The sequence below is a fragment of the Paenibacillus liaoningensis genome (genome assembly GCF_059609455.1).
Genome location: NZ_JCAALU010000007.1, coordinates 264,143 through 279,706, shown reverse-complemented (window position 1 = coordinate 279,706; position 15,564 = coordinate 264,143). Strand labels below are relative to the sequence as shown.

Here is a 15,564-nt window from a genome sequence, read left to right as displayed (position 1 = left end):
AACATGCTGTGATACATAATAAGTCTACCAGTTCAAAAGTAACGGAGGTCGTTTATGAAAGCTACTATTTATGATATCGCCAGAGAAGCGGGCGTCTCCATTGCGACGGTCTCCCAAGTCATTAACGGCAAAGGGAAAATCAGCGAAGAGCGGCGAAATGAAGTGATGCGCATTATGGAGCGGCTTAACTACCAGCCTAGTGTAATCGCTTCCGCGCTTACCGGGAAGCGGACGTATACACTTGGCCTGCTCGTTCCAGACATATCCAACCCCTTTTTCGCTGAAATTGCCCGCGCCGTTGAGGATCAGAGCCGCCGATTAGGCTACAGCCTCGTCATATGCAGCACGGACAATAAAGACGAGCGGGTAGAGCGTTATTTGTCGCTGCTGCGGCAAAAAAGCGTGGACGGCATCATTATCGGTACCGGAATCGATAACGAAGATATTATTAAGCCGCTGCTGACACAGTCCATCGCTGTAGCGCTCATTGCGCGGGACATGCCTGCCCTGGCCGTGCATACGGTCATCGTGGAGGATTTTAAAGGAGGAGCGCTTGGCGCCCGGCATTTGCTTGAGGAAGGGCATCACCGGGTCGCGGTGCTTGCCGAGCATATGAAGGTCAGCAGCAGCCGCGAGCGGGTTAGCGGATTTAGAAGTGTCGTCGATGCAGCGGGGCTGCCTTGGTCCGACGCCTCCGTCAAGTTTTGCGACTATACGCTGGAGGACGGCAAGCGCAAAGCGCTGGAGCTGCTGAAGCTCACGGAGCGGCCAACCGCATTGTTCTGTTGTAATGAGCTGCTCGCCATCGGCGCGCTGCAAGCAGCGAAGGAGCTTAAGCTTCGTATTCCACGTGATGTATCGGTTATCGGCTTTGATAATACGATTTTGGCCTCGGTAAGTGATCCGCCGCTGACGACGATTGCCCAGCCTATTGAAGCGATGGGGAAAAAGGTTGTTGATTTGCTGGTAGAAACGTTGCAGGACAAATCAGCTGCCGCAAAAGCAGAGCGCATTGTTTTGGAGCCCGAGCTGATCATTAGGCACTCTACAAGCTCCATTCATGTATAACATTGGATCATGTTTGTCTTAAGGGTGAATCGCTCAAGAAGAGGAGCGGCTCGCCCTATTTTTAATCATAGCCCAAATAAAAATGAACGTCATTAAGCCTCCTTCAATAATGAGCGATACGAGCGGAAACCAATAGCTTAAATAACGATCAACCATGCTGCCTTCATTGCTGTACGGAAACATAGGGCTCAACACAAGTACGGCACCGAATACATATACCCATGGTTTATGTGACTTCAACCCAAGCCACTGCGCAGTTCCTTCCGTAATCGCGTAATACAAGGTTGAGATGGTAATGAACGATCCGGAAATGAAGATGAGCAGCAGCAGCACCTCGATCCTCTCGAAAATAATAAACTGAGTAATTCTCGACAGGATATAGATTGGATTTTCAAAATGCGCTGCCATCACGGGTCCCATCACCACTATGCTGTACAATAAATAAATTGTCATGATCGAAGTGCCAAGCACAACGGCGTAAACCTTCATTTTTAAAATGCTCTTTTGTTGTTTGATATGCGGCATCAGCATCCCCATCATTATGCAAATGCCAAACCAGCTGCCGGGATAGATGGCACCTTTTATGGCGGGAAAAATGCCGTACTCAAAGGGCGGGAGCAGATAGTGCAGCTGGATATAAGGAATGGAGCTGGTAAATAAAACAATGGAGGTTAACAAAATAATGACGCCAATAATTTGGCTCAGTCTTGCAATCGCCTCCACACCTTTTATGGCAGCCAGCCCGGCACATATCGTCATCGAGATCGAGAAGACCAGGCGAGGCGTCTCAGGCATAAGCGTCCGAGACAAAAAATCACAATAAATCCACATCGCCGTAACCATCACTCCGAGAAAAAACAGCAGGAAAATGAGGCCGACAACCTTGCCCGCTTTTCCTAAAATGGAGCGTGTATATTGAATTAACGATTGGCCAGCGTACAATCTGCCCAGCCGATAAAGCAGAATAGCAACATAAATATCGATTAAAGCGCCCAAAGCCATCGACAGCCACAAATCCTGCTTAACCTTAGCGATCAGCAGGCTCGGAACCGAGAAAAATGTGAGCGAGGTAATCGATACAAAAATGATGAAAAAGAATTCACCCGATGAAATTAGACTCTTTTTCACTGTGCATCATCCTTTTTTATATTGCTGTCAATTAGCAATCCGGATTTTACAATCTCAATCGAAATGCTGCTCTGTACCTTAATATTAGCAAGCTCCTCGTTCCAGCCATCTTTCAGCGTTTCCCAGCTTTTTGGGGCTTTGCGATGGATCGTTTCTCCAAAACCGACAGCGTCGCTCTTGTAGGAGCGAAAGAGCTTATACAGGGTTTTCTCTATGGATGCCGTAATCGCGTTGCTCAGCTCTGATTTGATTAAGTCTGTCGTCTTCTTATCCGTCAAATCCAGCGTATCGGTGGACGTCTTAATGGAAGCATTGGACTTCATACGTACGTTCATTTGCAACTGTCCGTTTTCAAATGTTGGCTTCATAGCAATATGGATGTTTTTCAAATCAAAAATGATTGATTTCTTATCCTCGGTAGTCATTTGGAATAAGCCCTGCGCGGATAGCTGGGTCAACCAGCTTACAACCTGCGTTTCCTCGCTGTTCAGCCAGCCTACCATCAGATTATTGCGAAAGACAGCAAGGTCCGTAATTTCCATCACGATATCCTTAGAGCCTGAATTGTCAACCTTAAGCAATCCAGGCACTGCTACTTGAAAGCTTGACTGCTCCAGTCTAGGCAAAAATTGATAAAGCTGGATGCCGCCGCTTGTCGGCTTGTAGGTTTTATTTTTAAAATAAGCTTTCCATTCGTCGGCGGCTACAGCTTGCAGCTCTTTGGAATCAGTCAGCACTTCCTTGACAGGACGCCGTGAAACCATCACCCAGCAGTTGAAATTCTGATTCGGCTCCCGCCAGAAGAAATCCATCTTATGATCCAGGCCTTGTCTGGCTAAACGTTCTCCAATGAGAAGAACCTTCGTCTGGGAGAAAAAGAGGCTTTTCTTCGCCTGCTTGCGAATCGTCTCAAGTGCATCTTCAACTGTTAACCCGCTTGCCGAATATGTGGCAATCGCTCTGCGCTGCTGTCCGCCTCCACCAGCGGCAACGGGAAGTGTCGGATTCACGAGCTGGACGGTAACCTGGAGCTGCCCCTGTTTATTTACATCCAAACCAATGGCTGAAACAACGGTCAATTGATCAAAATTGATTTGGCTCCAGCAGCCGCTAAGCAGCAGCAGCATACTAAGGAAACAGGCATATTTACTAAGGTGGAGAAACACATAGTAGTCCCCCTTTTTTAAAATATAGGAAAGGATATGATTTTTCCATCCTTTCTCTCTATTTCTCGGATTGAAACGCGCGGCGCCGCCAAAGGACGGAGGGCAGCCGTTTCACCTTGGACTTCAATTTTAACGTTTATTGCGAAGTGTAAACCAAGGAACACGAAATATAGCTTTCTCGGCTTCTTTTTTCTTAAACGGAGCGAATGGCGATAAATAGGGCAAACCCACCGATTGAATGGAGGCAAGCTGAACTCCCAGCATAAATAGCCCAATAATAATGCCGTAAAGCCCTAATAGCGAAGCGAGCAGCAGCATGAAAAACCGCAGCATCCGAATCGTTCCCGACAGAGAAATCGAAGGTATCGTGAACGAGGCAATCGCTGTGCCGGCAACAATCATGACCGATGGGGAAGAGATTATACCTGCTTGTACTGCGGATTCGCCAATAACGAGCGCTCCTACAATACTGATGGCAGATCCGATAGACCGCGGCATTCGAATGCTGGCCTCGCGCAGCCCCTCAAAAATGACTTCCATAATCAGCGCCTCCATCAAGACGGGGAAAGGAACACCATCTCGTGCAGACAATATGCTGCTTAGCAGCTGTGGGGGAACCATTTCCGGGTGGTAAGTCAAAATGCCGACATAGGTAGAGGGCAGCAGCAGCGTAATGAAAAAACCGGCATAACGAATCCACCGAATGAAAGTAGCCACAGGGTAAGCCAAATATAAATCCTCGGTCGTCTTGAGCAAATGAAACAGCGTACAAGGCAGGGCGAGCACAAATGGAGTGCCGTCGACCACAATAGCTACACGCCCATCCAATATAATGCCAGCCACATCATCAGGCCGCTCGGTACTGTATACCGTCGGGAAAAAGGAGGTCGGGCTGTCTTTAATAATTTCTTCAATATAGTGGGACTCCAATACCGCATCGATATCGATCGACTGCAGCCGTTTGCGTATTTCGTCAACGGTTTCCTTGTCTGCCCGGTCATGGATATAGACCATCGCTATTTTGGTATGCGACAGATTGCCAACCGTCAGCGTCTCCACACGAAAAGCCTTGTCGCGAATACGCCTGCGAATGAGCGAAATGTTAACGCTTAAAGATTCCACGAAGCCATCTCGCGGCCCGCGGATGACACTGGACGAAGCTGGTTCATCAATGCTGCGGGTTTCAAGGCCTTGCGTATTGACAGCAATGGCTCCTTCGCTGTCCTCTACTAAAATAATCGTCCAGCCGCTAACAAGCAAAGGCACGCATTCATCAGAGGTATTGACCATTTTCACATGATTTGCTGTCAGTATATAGCTGCAAAGGAGCTCATGAGGAGGCTCGCTTTGATGAAGAAGCTTAAGCTGCTGGGTTCCTGAAATAAGTGGCGAAATGACATCGGCATTTAAATTTTGCTTGCTAACGAGTCCATCAATCCAAATGACGGAGGCAGAAATACGCTCCTCGCCGATTAAGCAGTTTCTCGTTGATAAATCTGAGCTGTTGCCAAGCTCGGTCACTAGCTCATTATAAAGGTCGCGCGTCGTGTTTACCTTGCTCTTGGGCATTTTTCTGCAGCTCCTTTTGCTAAAGCTTGTCATTTTCGTACGGATCACATAGTTATTGTGGCTAAAATTGGCTATATTATTCGATGAACGCAGAGCGTAATTTGAATGGAAAGCTAGTCAATATTTTGGAAAGCAAGTAAAATGGTATTTAAGTTAAAGATCGAATCAAGTGTTGCGGAGAAAGGGGCTAATTAAAATGACAAAAACAATTGGACTAATCGTAGGAAGCTTGCGAAAAAATTCATATAATCGAATGGTGGCGCAGACGCTGAGCGAACTGGATGCTTCTATTGCATTTAAGTGGATTGAGCTACAGGAGCTTCCTTTGTTTAATGAAGATTTGGAGGCGGGAGACGGACCAGAGGCGGTACAGGCGTTTAAGGCGGCTATTCAAGCAGTGGATGGCGTTATAATTGTATCGCCAGAGTACAATTCCGGCATTCCGGGCGTGCTCAAAAATGCAATTGACTGGGCGTCCAGGCCATCTCGCGGCTCCGTGCTGCGCAGAAAACCATTTGGCCTCATTGGCGCAACGCCGGGCGGCATGGGTACCGTTCATGCCCAGCTACAAACCCGGCATATCCTAGAGTCCGTCCAGGCGCAGGTGCTTCCTTTTCAGAAGCTGCTTATTTCACAAGTTCACACGAAAGTAGATGCGGAGCAGCATCGCCTAACGGATGAGAAGACGAAGGAATATTTGCAGGCTTATTTGCAAAAGTTTGTGCATTGGATCGATCATATCCCTGCTTTAGATTAAAGAACAACTATAAAATTTCGACACCAGCCGTGGGAGAGGGGCCCAATGAATGGAATCAGCAGCAGAAAGATGGTATGAAATTGCCAATACGGTAAATCGAAACTGCACTTTAGCGGATAATTTGAATCAGCTGTATCGTTCCAGCTCCTCAGAACAGAGGATACATATGCCGGAACAGCTTGGACGCGGTTACTGGCAGCTCAATCAGATCCATTCGTCCATGGAGCTTGTCATATGTGACGCCTCATTCCATAAGGCTACTTCCTTGCAAAGCCTGGAGCGGAACAACAGCTTAAAACTAAGCTTTTGTCTTGGGGAAAGGCTTCAATGGAATGAAGAAGAGCTTGGAAAAGAATATCAGCTGGAGCACGGGGAGGTTTCAGCCTTCGGACATCTTCCCACAAGCAGCAGCTGCCAGTTTAACGTCAATCAGCATATTCGTGGGGTAACTCTCAAGCTGGATCGCCTAACGGAGATTGGCGCTTTACAGCAGCTGCCGCTGCATAAAATTTCATCCATATTGACAGAAAATCGCGAGCCTTTTCATCATTCCTCGATGACGCCGGAGATGAAGCGAATTACGCAACATATTTTTCACTGCAATTATCAGGGAGCGATTAAACAGCTTTATTTAAGCGGGAAGGTGCTTGAGCTGCTTGCCGTTTATTTCAATGAAGCGATTTTGCAAGAGCAACCACAGCCACGCTTGTCAGGATTATCCCGCACTGATATTGACAGCCTGCACCGTGCCAAACAAATCGTCGATGCGCAATTAGTAACGCCTCCTAGCTTGGAAGCATTGAGCAAGCTCGTTTGCTTGAATGAATTTAAGCTCAAAAAAGGCTTCAAGCTGCTGTTCGGCCTGCCTGTTCATGCTTATATTATTAATCGAAGATTAGACGAAGCCTATCGCTTGCTTGAGGAAGGGAAGCTGATAATACCGCGGCGGCGGCAGCCGTCGGCTTTAGCAAAGCAAGTCATTTTTCAGAACAATTCAAACGAAAATACGGGATCAACCCCTCTGAATATTTCAAATTCTATCCGCTAAAAGGAAACCGCCGCTAAAAATCCGCTTAAAGAACCTTTTACTCCCGATTTGGGTATCAGCCCAAACCCAATATATGCGATATTAGCTTATACATCGCGCTTTATGTATGAGAATGATTTTTAATATCAATTATGTTGGGACGGAGTGAAATGAAGACGAAATCTGAAATATCCGGTTTAGTTCAAATTGCCGGCGAGCGGAAAGGGCTGTTAGTAACAGCCAGCATATTCTCGACCCTTTCGAGCCTGCTGCAAATTGTACCGTTTATTGCGGTATATAAAATCGTCCAGGAGCTGCTCATTCATGCGCAGCAGCCGGCCAATATGAACAAAGAGCTGCTCATCCATTGGGGAATCGTTGCTTTTGTCTCCTTGCTTGCCATGCTTGCAGCGATGTATGTAGGGGGATTGTGCTCGCATATTGCCGCTTTCAACATTCTTTATGAGCTTCGGGTGCGGCTTGCAGAGCATGTGGCGAAAGTGCCGATGGGATACCATACGAAAACGGCAACGGGAGAGCTCAAGAAGATTATTGAGGTTAGCGTGGAAAAGATTGAAAAGTTTATTGCCCATCAGCTGCCCGATCTCATTAGCGCAATCGTCATTCCAATCGTGTTAATCGGTTATTTGTTTTGGCTGGATTACCGAATGGCACTCGTATTACTGCTCCCAATTGCCGCAGGCGTGTGGCTGCAAACCAGATTGTTCGGCATCACCGCAAATTCATTTCTGACGTTCAAGCAAGCCTTTATGAAATACCGCGATGTTTCTTTGAAAATTACAGATATCTGCAAGACGTCGTACAGCCTCTTTTTTGTCATCATTATTTCGCTGTTTACATTCGTCGTGCCGATCGGCCTATTGCTGTTCAGCGGTCAAGCAGGCAGCCAGTCCTTCGCCATTACGTTTATTTTGTTCCTCATCGTTACGCCAAGCCTATCGGCACCGCTGCTGAAGCTAATGCATCTAGGAAGCGGGCTGCGTGAAATTGTCGAGGGACATAAGCGGATTGAGGCTGTATTTGCCGAGAAGCTCGCTCTAGAGCCGGCGTCGCCCCAAATGCCTCATCATTACGATATTGCCTTTCAAGACGTGTCCTTCGCTTATGAGCAGACGGAAAGCAAAGATTTTAAGCCAGTCCTGCAAAATGTAAATTTTGTAGCGCATGCTGGCGAGCTCACTGCCCTAGTGGGTCCATCAGGCGGAGGGAAATCAACCATTGCGAGCTTGCTGCTGCGATTTTGGGAGGTGCAGGAGGGCACCATTTCGATTGGCGGTATTCCCATTCGCGATATTGGAACAGACAAGCTGATGGAGCTCGTACCCTTCGTTTTTCAGGATGTACACCTCTTTTACGATACGATTGAGAAAAATATTCGGATGGGCAACAAGGCGGCCACCAGGGATGAAGTGCAAGCAGCTGCAAAAACGGCCTGCTGCCATGAATTTATCGAGAAGCTGGATCAAGGCTACGCTACCAAAATTGGACAAGGCGGTACGTATTTATCCGGCGGTGAGGCTCAGCGCATTGCGATTGCCCGAGCCTTGCTTAAGCGCGCCCCGATACTCGTACTCGATGAAGCAACAGCCTATGCCGATGCTGAAAATGAATACAACATTCAGCAGGGCATCGCCCAGCTGGTGAAAGGCAAAACGGTCATCATTATCGCCCATCGCCTCTCCACCATCCGTTCGGCTCAGCAGATTCTAGTCGTCCAGCAAGGCAAAATTGTCGAACAAGGCACCCATGAACAGCTGCTCAAGAAACAGGGGCTGTATGAGCAAATGTGGCTGGCCCATCAAAGCGCGGCTTCATGGAAACTGGGCGTTAGAGGAGGGGAGCCTCAGCTGTGAGAAACTACTTTTATAACATTTCCGGCGGTTCGCCTAAAAGCTTATGGCCGTCTGCTATTGCTGCTATTTTGGATGGCATCGCGAAAATCATTCCTGCCGCGCTGCTTGTAGATCTTTTTAATACGATTTACATGTCGTTTGCGCAGCCAGAGCTTGGCCTGAATACGAACCGCATGTGGGTCGTGTGCATAGTACTGTTCGCTTGGCTGCTTGTGGAATATGCAGCTTACGCTTCCCTTTACGATAAAACGTACCGGGCGGCCTACAGCCTCGCTGCATCAGGGCGATTAAAGCTGGCTGAGCATATTCGCCATCTATCGCTCGGTTTTTTCGGCAAACGAGATCCTGGGGACTTGACGAATCTTATTTTGAGTGATTATGGACAGGTGGAGCATACGATTTCTCACAATGTGCCGCAGCTCATCAGCGCTGTCGTGCTGCCCATTATGGCGCTAACCGGTCTTATATGGCTGGACTATCGAATGGCGCTGGCGATGTTTATCGCCGTTCCGCTTGGCGTGCTGTTATTGTGGCTGACGGATAGGCTTCAAGCACGGCTGAGCGAAAACCACGTGCAAGCTAAAAATGAGGCGGCCAGCCGTCTTCAGGAATATTTGACGGGCATTCGTGAAATTAAAGCTCATCATTTGGGCGGCGAACGCTTTGAGCGGCTGCGCCTTTCGTTTGACCGACTAAAACAAGCATCAATCCGGCTGGAAGCGATTATGGGACCGATGATTATGGGGGCGATGCTGCTTGCCCGATCGGGAATGACGCTAATGATTTGGACCGGCAGCTATTTGCTTGTCGGCGGCAGCTTGTCTTTGCCTGTCTTTCTGCTGTTTCTGCTCGTCGGAACGAAAATCTTTGAGCCCTTGACGATTGTGCTGATGAATTACGGAGAAATGCGTTATTCCGCCTACAGTGCCCAGCGCATTATGGATGTGCAGCAGGAGCAGACGCTGGAGGGGAGCGCAAATATTGCGGAGGCTCATCCCAGCATTATTTTTGACCAGGTGACCTTCGGGTATGAGGCGAAGACGCCTGTGCTCAGCGGCGTATCCTTTACGATTAAGCCAAAGACGATTACGGCGCTTGTTGGGGCATCGGGGAGCGGGAAAAGCACCATTACTCGTCTAATCGCGAGATTTTGGGACATTCAGGCGGGGACGATTCGCATCGGCGAGCAATCAATCCGCTCGATTGCTCCTGAAAAACTGCTGCAGCACATTTCTATCGTCTTTCAGGATGTTTATTTGTTTCAAGATACGATCGGAAACAATATTCGGATTGGAAAAATGAATGCCAGTCAAGCGGAAATTGAAGCAGCGGCGAAGCGTGCATGCTGTCATGATTTTATTTCCAGACTGCCGCAAGGCTACAACACGCCAGTTGGGGAAGGCGGATCAACGCTGTCAGGCGGTGAAAAACAGCGGATATCGATTGCACGCGCGCTGCTGAAGAACGCTTCTATTATTTTACTCGATGAGGCTACCGCTTCTCTTGATCCTGAAAATGAGGCGGCTGTCCAGCTAGCGATTAATGCGCTGGTAGCGGATAAAACGGTGATATTGATCGCCCATCGCTTAAAGACGATTCAAAACGCAGATAACATTATCGTGCTCGATCAAGGGCGTTTGGTCGAGGAAGGAACACATGACCAACTGCTGGGCGGACAGGGTATTTACTCCCGTTTATGGCATTTGCAGCAGCAGGTCGAGGGCTGGCAGGTTAAAACCTGAGCTAAGACAGCTGGCTAAAAATCTAGCTTATACATTTTGAGAGGAGAAACAACGATGAAAAAGGCAGTTGTGATGTTGGTGTTAAGTTGTATGATCATATTGGCGGGCTGTGGCAGCCAGCCAGCGAATGGGACGGGGGCGACTAGCCAGCCTGAAACGACGGCAAGCAACGAAGCGGCAAAAACAACGAAAACGGTGAAAAACCCGAATGGAGAAGAGGTTGTTATTCCGCTCAAGCCTCAGCGCATTGCTGATCTTTCTGGAGCAACCGAGGAGCTGCTGCTGCTCGGCAATGAACCTATTGCTACTGCAAATGCAGATTATGGAAATCAAAGCGAGCTGTCGCCGACCATTAAAGACCGGATGAGCAAGGATACGATTAATCTGGACTGGTATGCAGAGCCTATCAATATTGAGCTGGTCACAGCCGCAGATCCGGATTTGATTATTTTGGGAGCCACGTTTAATACGGAAATGTATGAGCAGCTTAGCCAGATTGCTCCTACCATTATTATTCCGCATGCCTATTATGAATGGAGAGAGCGGTTCAGCTTCTTGGCCGAGCTATTTAATGAAGAGGAAAAAATGAAGCAATGGATAGCCGGTTATGATGCAGCAGCAACGGAATGGAAAGAAAAGCTAGCGCCGGTCATCAAGGATGAATCCTTCGGGATGGTTGAAACGTATCCGAACAACATCGTTGTTTACTCTACTACGGGATCGGCGGAGCTTATCTACAAAGATCTAGGCTTGAAACGTACGAAGGGCATACCTGATCCCGAGGATTGGGGCGGCAAGCAAATCAGCTTGGAGGGCTTGTCCGCGATCAATCCAGATCATATGCTTTTAATGGAAAATGATGAAAATAAAATGGAGGACAGCAACGTATGGAACAATATAACAGCGGTCCAAAAAGGCAACATCTATAAAATTTCGAATGTCGATAACTATAACTATTCCTATACGGCCATAGGCCGACTGGAGCTGCTGAACCGGGTTGGCCAGCTTATTTTGGACCATCATAAGGATTCATAATTTCAGGCATAAAACAAAATGCGAAGAAGCAAAATACTCCTATAAGCAGAAATATGCACAGGAGGAGATTGCTGAAAATGAAGGCCGATGCTGTTTTTGAAGGCGGTGGTGTGAAGGGCATCGCTTTTGTAGGCGCAATTGAAGCTATGGAGGCTAAGGGCTATACGTGGAACAAGCTGGCGGGAACTTCAGCTGGAGCGATAGTCGCGGCTTTATTAGCCTGTGATTACACGAGTTCCGAAATTAAACAACTGATGCAGTCTCTAGATTACGTAAAATTACTCGGGCGCACAGGAATGAACAACTTGCCCATTTTGAACAAGACGATTCCTTTGATGGTGAAGTCCGGTATTTATAGCAACCATATTTTGGAGCAGATTATGACGGAGTGGTTAAAGAGAAAGGGAATTGAAACGTTCGGAGATCTTCCCGAAGGGAAGCTGTCCATCCTTGCATCAAACATAAGCAATGGAAAAATCGTTGTGTTTCCTAATGATTTGCCCCACTATGGTTTATCAGCTGCTGCTTTTCCGATAGCGGCGGCTGTAAGAATGAGTACTACGCTTCCTTTCTTTTTTCAGCCTTACTTGTGGCAAACCGCAATTAATAAGAAGCCCTATTACATGCTTGATGGCGGCATGCTCAGTAACTATCCAATTTGGCTGTTTGATGTGCAAGGAATTCCGCGGTGGCCAACTTTTGGTTTTCGTTTATCGGAAAAACGCACTTATGCGCAATCCCAGAACATTAATGGTCCAGTGTCGATGCTCAAAGCTATATTTAAAACGATGCTGCAGGCTCATGATCAGCGGCATGTGGATGAACATTCGGAAGAGCGATCGATTTTTATACCAACCGGAACGGTAACGACGACAAAGTTTGATTTAACGCAAAACGATAGGCAATCGTTATTATTGTCAGGCCAAGTGGCGGCGGAGAAGTTTTTAGAAAAATGGGATTTTGAACAGTATAAACATAAGTTTAGAGACAAAGAAAATGCTGCTGCTATGTCGCTGCAGCCAGATGACAGTCAGCGACATGGGGAAACAACGGTGTATCACTAAACAGTAAATGTAGGTAAACAGGCTGTGGCCGCTGCAGAGCATGATTCTGCGGCGGCCACAGCTTATTTTTTGAATAAGAATAGCTAGTTGGATCGTATGGCAGGTTAGCAGAATAAACAATTAAGCTGGAATTAAGATAGAGTTTTCTCTTACATAAGATTGAACCGCTATAATGTGACTATGACAAGGGGAGTGGGACAGACGAGAAAATGGGTTAGACGGTTAGGGAAGACAGTAGCTTTTGGTTTGCTTGCTATCGTTGTGCTATTGGGAGCAGGAGCCGTATATGAACAAGCAAGCATCCGAAATGATTTGAAATCTTACACACCTAGCGGTAAGCTTTACAAGGTGCATGGGGAAAATATGCATGTATATACGGGCGGCCAAGGGGATGTAACCGTTGTGTTTGCCTCCGGTTGGGGCACCGCCAATCCCTATGTGGATTTTTCTCCGCTATATGAGAGGCTCGCACCTCATGTGAAATTCGCCGTTTACGACAGATTTGGCTATGGCTATAGTGATACAACAGATAAGAAGCGTGATATCGATACGATAACGGATGAAATTCACGAATTGCTGGAGACATCTGGTCAAAAGCCGCCTTATCTGCTTGTGGCACATTCGTTGGGATCGCTGGAAACCATTCGATATGCACAGAAATACCCAGACGAAGTTCAAGGAATTGTGATGCTGGATGGCGGAAGTCCGGAATATTATTACAACGATTCTGAAAAGCCAGTAAGTAGCACCCTCAGTAAGCTCCTGATCAAAACGGGTGTGATTCGATTACTATTTCAATCCGACAGCGTTATCGAAAGCTCGCTTGCTGCTCGCAACGGATTGAAGTTTGTGTCCGATGACTTAAAGAAGATTGATCATACAGCATCGTTGCTTAAGCTTGAAAATGCCAATATAGAGGACGAACTGCTGCGTTCACAGGCTAATGCAAAGGTCGTATTGGATGCGAAACAGCCGTTTCCTTTTCCGCTTACAATATTGACGGCTGATTATTTAGGGGCGAGCGAAGAGCTGTGGACCAAAACCCAAGCAGCGTTTACATCCTGGTCCTTGCAGCCGAAGCAAATCGTTGTTAAAGACACCGAGCACTACATTCATCAATACCAGCCGGAGCTTGTTGCAGAAGAAATATTGGCTTTGGCTAAGCGCTAGACAAATAAAGGAGATCGCCCTGGTTCGGGCCATCTTCTTTTTGGCATTTGTACTGTATCGCGAGCCTTCTTGTTACTCAAGCTATGCCTCAAAATATCGTCAATTTCCTAGCATCATGATGCAGGAAGAATAGGACAATCCCCATTTAGTTGTAGTATAATGGTTACTTCAATAAGAGATGGAAAATAGGAAAAGAGGGACCGAATGCTTACAATACTGGTTGCTGACGACGATGCGAACATTCGCGAACTTGTCTGTTTATTTCTACGCAACGACGGATTCGCAACAGTTGAAGCTGCGGACGGCAAGGAAGCTCTGGACGTCTACGCTTCGACGCATGTCGATCTTGTTGTACTCGATATTATGATGCCGATAATGGATGGCTGGACGTTATGCAAGGAGCTCAGAAGAGCCAATCCTGATCTGCCGCTGCTTATGCTGACTGCACGAGGCGAAACATGGGAGAAAGTGAAGGGGTTCGAGCTAGGGACGGACGATTATTTGACGAAACCATTCGATCCGTTGGAGTTGACGGTACGGGTTAGGGCATTGCTGAAACGATACCGGATTGGCTCCACGCAGACGATCCAGTTTGGCAACGTCATCCTTGATCGGCAGTCCTATAAGGTGATGAGAGGGAGCGAGTCGCTGACTTTGCCGCTCAAGGAGTTCGAATTGCTGTATAAGCTTGCTGGAACTCCCGGGCAAGTGTATACGCGCGAGCAGTTGATCGATCAAATTTGGGGGATCAATTACGCTGGGGATGATCGAACAATAGACGTACATATTAAGCGTCTGCGCGAACGGTTCGGGACTACACCGGAATTTCGCATCGAGACGGTGCGCGGACTTGGCTACCGGCTTGAGGTTTATGAATGATCAGCTCAAGTCTTACCATCTTCAAATTTATGATGAAGCAGACTAATTCCAGTCTTACGGAATGTTAAATGGGCACAATCCTGCCTCTGTAACGATGGAACAAGTAAATAAAGTGCTCAGCGGAGAAGTGATTTAAGTAAATCCGAGGGGTCATCGTCGCACTACACATAATTCGGATTGTCCAAGCCGCAGTTGCAGGAGAATTCACTCAATGTCTTAAGCTCTTGTCCCTAGCTGGGGCAAGGGCTTTTTTTAAAAGCAGGACTCTCATTTGGAAAGCATCGGTATCAATAACTCGATTTAGCCGACAAAAAATCAAAATTTTGTTGTCTAACATAAAATGAATAAAAAATATCTAAGGAAACAAAATAAGGTGGCAAAGATTTTAGGAAAGGGGACTAGCAAATTGTATATTTTGTTAGCGATTTTAGGAATAGTGGCTTGTGTTTACGGGGTGTTCGGATCAATCATGGTTTCCCGAAAGCTGCAAGTGAAAAATACGACCCTTGACAAGGATGTAAGTTTAACAACGGTCAAGCATCCGATCATCGCGAATCCAATCTTCATGATATATGTAATCGCCCCTGTGATAACGATCGTGCTTGCAATGATATGGATATTCCTGAAGGAGTCATAAGAGGAGGGCACGCGCATGGAGAAGCAAAAATATTATGTTTCAGTTCAATCCAAAACTATAATGACTAGGCAAGGAGATGCCTCATACGAATTCGAAATCGAAGCAACGTCGGAGGAATTGCAACAGTTGTTGTATTTGTTTGAAGAAATGGAAAATTTCGATAACGAAAGTTTGTTAAGAAACTCCATTCCAGGAATTCCATATCATCACGATCTCGAGAATGACGGATATGATTACTATCTCAAAGAAATATACAATACAATAGGGCATCTAGGAACGGCAGAGACAAAAGAGCATATCCAGTCAATGAATCTATAATGCCGACTTTGCTTTTTGTAAAAAAACTGTAGAACAAAGGTCGAGTATTCGAGATGGATGGCGCTTTAGTAAAGTCAGAATCAAACAAGATGTCAAAAATGTAATCGCTCGCATATCCGACGTGTGCATT

13 protein-coding genes and 2 pseudogenes are annotated in these 15,564 nt (G+C 46.9%); 12 read left to right on the top strand and 3 right to left on the bottom strand.

All coding sequences use genetic code 11. From position 1 onward, the window contains the following. The first annotated feature begins 54 nt into the window (after nucleotides 1-54). Nucleotides 55-1,068: a LacI family DNA-binding transcriptional regulator gene (locus AC6B99_RS12455; protein ID WP_496663456.1), complete on the top strand. Its 1,014-nt coding sequence runs from the start codon at nucleotides 55-57 to the stop codon at nucleotides 1,066-1,068. A 33-nt stretch (nucleotides 1,069-1,101) separates the two neighbouring features. On the opposite strand, the gene AC6B99_RS12450 is transcribed toward AC6B99_RS12455, so the two are convergent. The 3 genes from AC6B99_RS12450 to AC6B99_RS12440 form a co-directional block, all read right to left on the bottom strand. Further along, the gene (locus AC6B99_RS12450; RefSeq protein ID WP_056040425.1) at nucleotides 1,102-2,196 is read right to left on the bottom strand and encodes a GerAB/ArcD/ProY family transporter; all 1,095 of its coding nucleotides are present in this window, start codon (nucleotides 2,194-2,196) and stop codon (nucleotides 1,102-1,104) included. Next, nucleotides 2,193-3,362: a Ger(x)C family spore germination protein gene (locus AC6B99_RS12445; RefSeq protein WP_494879202.1), complete on the bottom strand. Its 1,170-nt coding sequence runs from the start codon at nucleotides 3,360-3,362 to the stop codon at nucleotides 2,193-2,195. The genes AC6B99_RS12450 and AC6B99_RS12445 overlap by 4 nt, the downstream gene beginning before the upstream one ends. A gap of 129 nt (nucleotides 3,363-3,491) precedes the next feature. Further along, complete coding sequence (locus AC6B99_RS12440) at nucleotides 3,492-4,931, bottom strand: spore germination protein (RefSeq protein ID WP_494860313.1); 1,440 nt, start codon at nucleotides 4,929-4,931, stop codon at nucleotides 3,492-3,494. Nucleotides 4,932-5,127: 196 nt separating this feature from the next. Here AC6B99_RS12440 and AC6B99_RS12435 point away from each other — a divergent pair, with 196 nt between their 5' ends. The 11 genes and pseudogenes from AC6B99_RS12435 (at nucleotide 5,128) to AC6B99_RS12385 (ending at nucleotide 15,434) form a co-directional block, all read left to right on the top strand. Next, a complete protein-coding gene (locus AC6B99_RS12435) occupies nucleotides 5,128-5,688 on the top strand; it encodes an NAD(P)H-dependent oxidoreductase (RefSeq protein WP_494860315.1) in 561 nt (186 codons plus the stop codon). A gap of 49 nt (nucleotides 5,689-5,737) precedes the next feature. Next, nucleotides 5,738-6,331, top strand: a pseudogene (locus tag AC6B99_RS12430) (hypothetical protein); the annotation flags it as partial. A 338-nt stretch (nucleotides 6,332-6,669) separates the two neighbouring features. Next, nucleotides 6,670-6,753, top strand: a pseudogene (locus tag AC6B99_RS12425) (hypothetical protein); the annotation flags it as partial. A 132-nt stretch (nucleotides 6,754-6,885) separates the two neighbouring features. Then, nucleotides 6,886-8,589 carry an ABC transporter ATP-binding protein gene (locus AC6B99_RS12420; protein WP_496663455.1) on the top strand — a complete coding sequence of 568 codons (1,704 nt, stop codon included), beginning with the start codon at nucleotides 6,886-6,888 and terminating at the stop codon, nucleotides 8,587-8,589. Continuing rightward, nucleotides 8,586-10,331 carry an ATP-binding cassette domain-containing protein gene (locus AC6B99_RS12415; protein ID WP_494860321.1) on the top strand — a complete coding sequence of 582 codons (1,746 nt, stop codon included), beginning with the start codon at nucleotides 8,586-8,588 and terminating at the stop codon, nucleotides 10,329-10,331. Before AC6B99_RS12420 ends, AC6B99_RS12415 begins: the two co-directional genes overlap by 4 nt. A 54-nt stretch (nucleotides 10,332-10,385) precedes the next feature. Next, complete coding sequence (locus AC6B99_RS12410; protein ID WP_494860323.1) at nucleotides 10,386-11,366, top strand: ABC transporter substrate-binding protein; 981 nt, start codon at nucleotides 10,386-10,388, stop codon at nucleotides 11,364-11,366. Nucleotides 11,367-11,443: 77 nt separating this feature from the next. Then, entirely contained in the window at nucleotides 11,444-12,430 is a 987-nt protein-coding gene (locus tag AC6B99_RS12405) for a patatin-like phospholipase family protein (RefSeq protein ID WP_494860325.1), read from the top strand. Between the two features lie 192 nt (nucleotides 12,431-12,622). Then, nucleotides 12,623-13,600 (top strand): alpha/beta fold hydrolase, encoded by a 978-nt coding sequence (locus tag AC6B99_RS12400; RefSeq protein ID WP_494860327.1) that lies wholly within the window; start codon nucleotides 12,623-12,625, stop codon nucleotides 13,598-13,600. Nucleotides 13,601-13,804: 204 nt separating this feature from the next. After that, the gene (locus tag AC6B99_RS12395) at nucleotides 13,805-14,479 is read left to right on the top strand and encodes a response regulator (protein ID WP_494879208.1); all 675 of its coding nucleotides are present in this window, start codon (nucleotides 13,805-13,807) and stop codon (nucleotides 14,477-14,479) included. Between the two features lie 406 nt (nucleotides 14,480-14,885). Next, nucleotides 14,886-15,116: a hypothetical protein gene (locus AC6B99_RS12390; protein WP_155973424.1), complete on the top strand. Its 231-nt coding sequence runs from the start codon at nucleotides 14,886-14,888 to the stop codon at nucleotides 15,114-15,116. A gap of 15 nt (nucleotides 15,117-15,131) precedes the next feature. Further along, the gene (locus AC6B99_RS12385) at nucleotides 15,132-15,434 is read left to right on the top strand and encodes a hypothetical protein (RefSeq protein ID WP_056040405.1); all 303 of its coding nucleotides are present in this window, start codon (nucleotides 15,132-15,134) and stop codon (nucleotides 15,432-15,434) included. The last annotated feature ends 130 nt before the right edge of the window (nucleotides 15,435-15,564 follow it).

Excerpts from the sequence above, each read along its gene's own strand:
- AC6B99_RS12385 (WP_056040405.1), top strand. The coding sequence starts at position 15,132 with ATGGAGAAGCAAAAATATTATGTTTCAGTTCAATCCAAAACTATAATG.
- AC6B99_RS12405 (WP_494860325.1), top strand. The coding sequence starts at position 11,444 with ATGAAGGCCGATGCTGTTTTTGAAGGCGGTGGTGTGAAGGGCATCGCT.
- AC6B99_RS12420 (WP_496663455.1), top strand. The coding sequence starts at position 6,886 with ATGAAGACGAAATCTGAAATATCCGGTTTAGTTCAAATTGCCGGCGAG.
- AC6B99_RS12455 (WP_496663456.1), top strand. The coding sequence starts at position 55 with ATGAAAGCTACTATTTATGATATCGCCAGAGAAGCGGGCGTCTCCATT.
- AC6B99_RS12440 (WP_494860313.1), bottom strand. The coding sequence starts at position 4,931 with ATGCCCAAGAGCAAGGTAAACACGACGCGCGACCTTTATAATGAGCTA.
- AC6B99_RS12435 (WP_494860315.1), top strand. The coding sequence starts at position 5,128 with ATGACAAAAACAATTGGACTAATCGTAGGAAGCTTGCGAAAAAATTCA.
- AC6B99_RS12410 (WP_494860323.1), top strand. The coding sequence starts at position 10,386 with ATGAAAAAGGCAGTTGTGATGTTGGTGTTAAGTTGTATGATCATATTG.
- AC6B99_RS12395 (WP_494879208.1), top strand. The coding sequence starts at position 13,805 with ATGCTTACAATACTGGTTGCTGACGACGATGCGAACATTCGCGAACTT.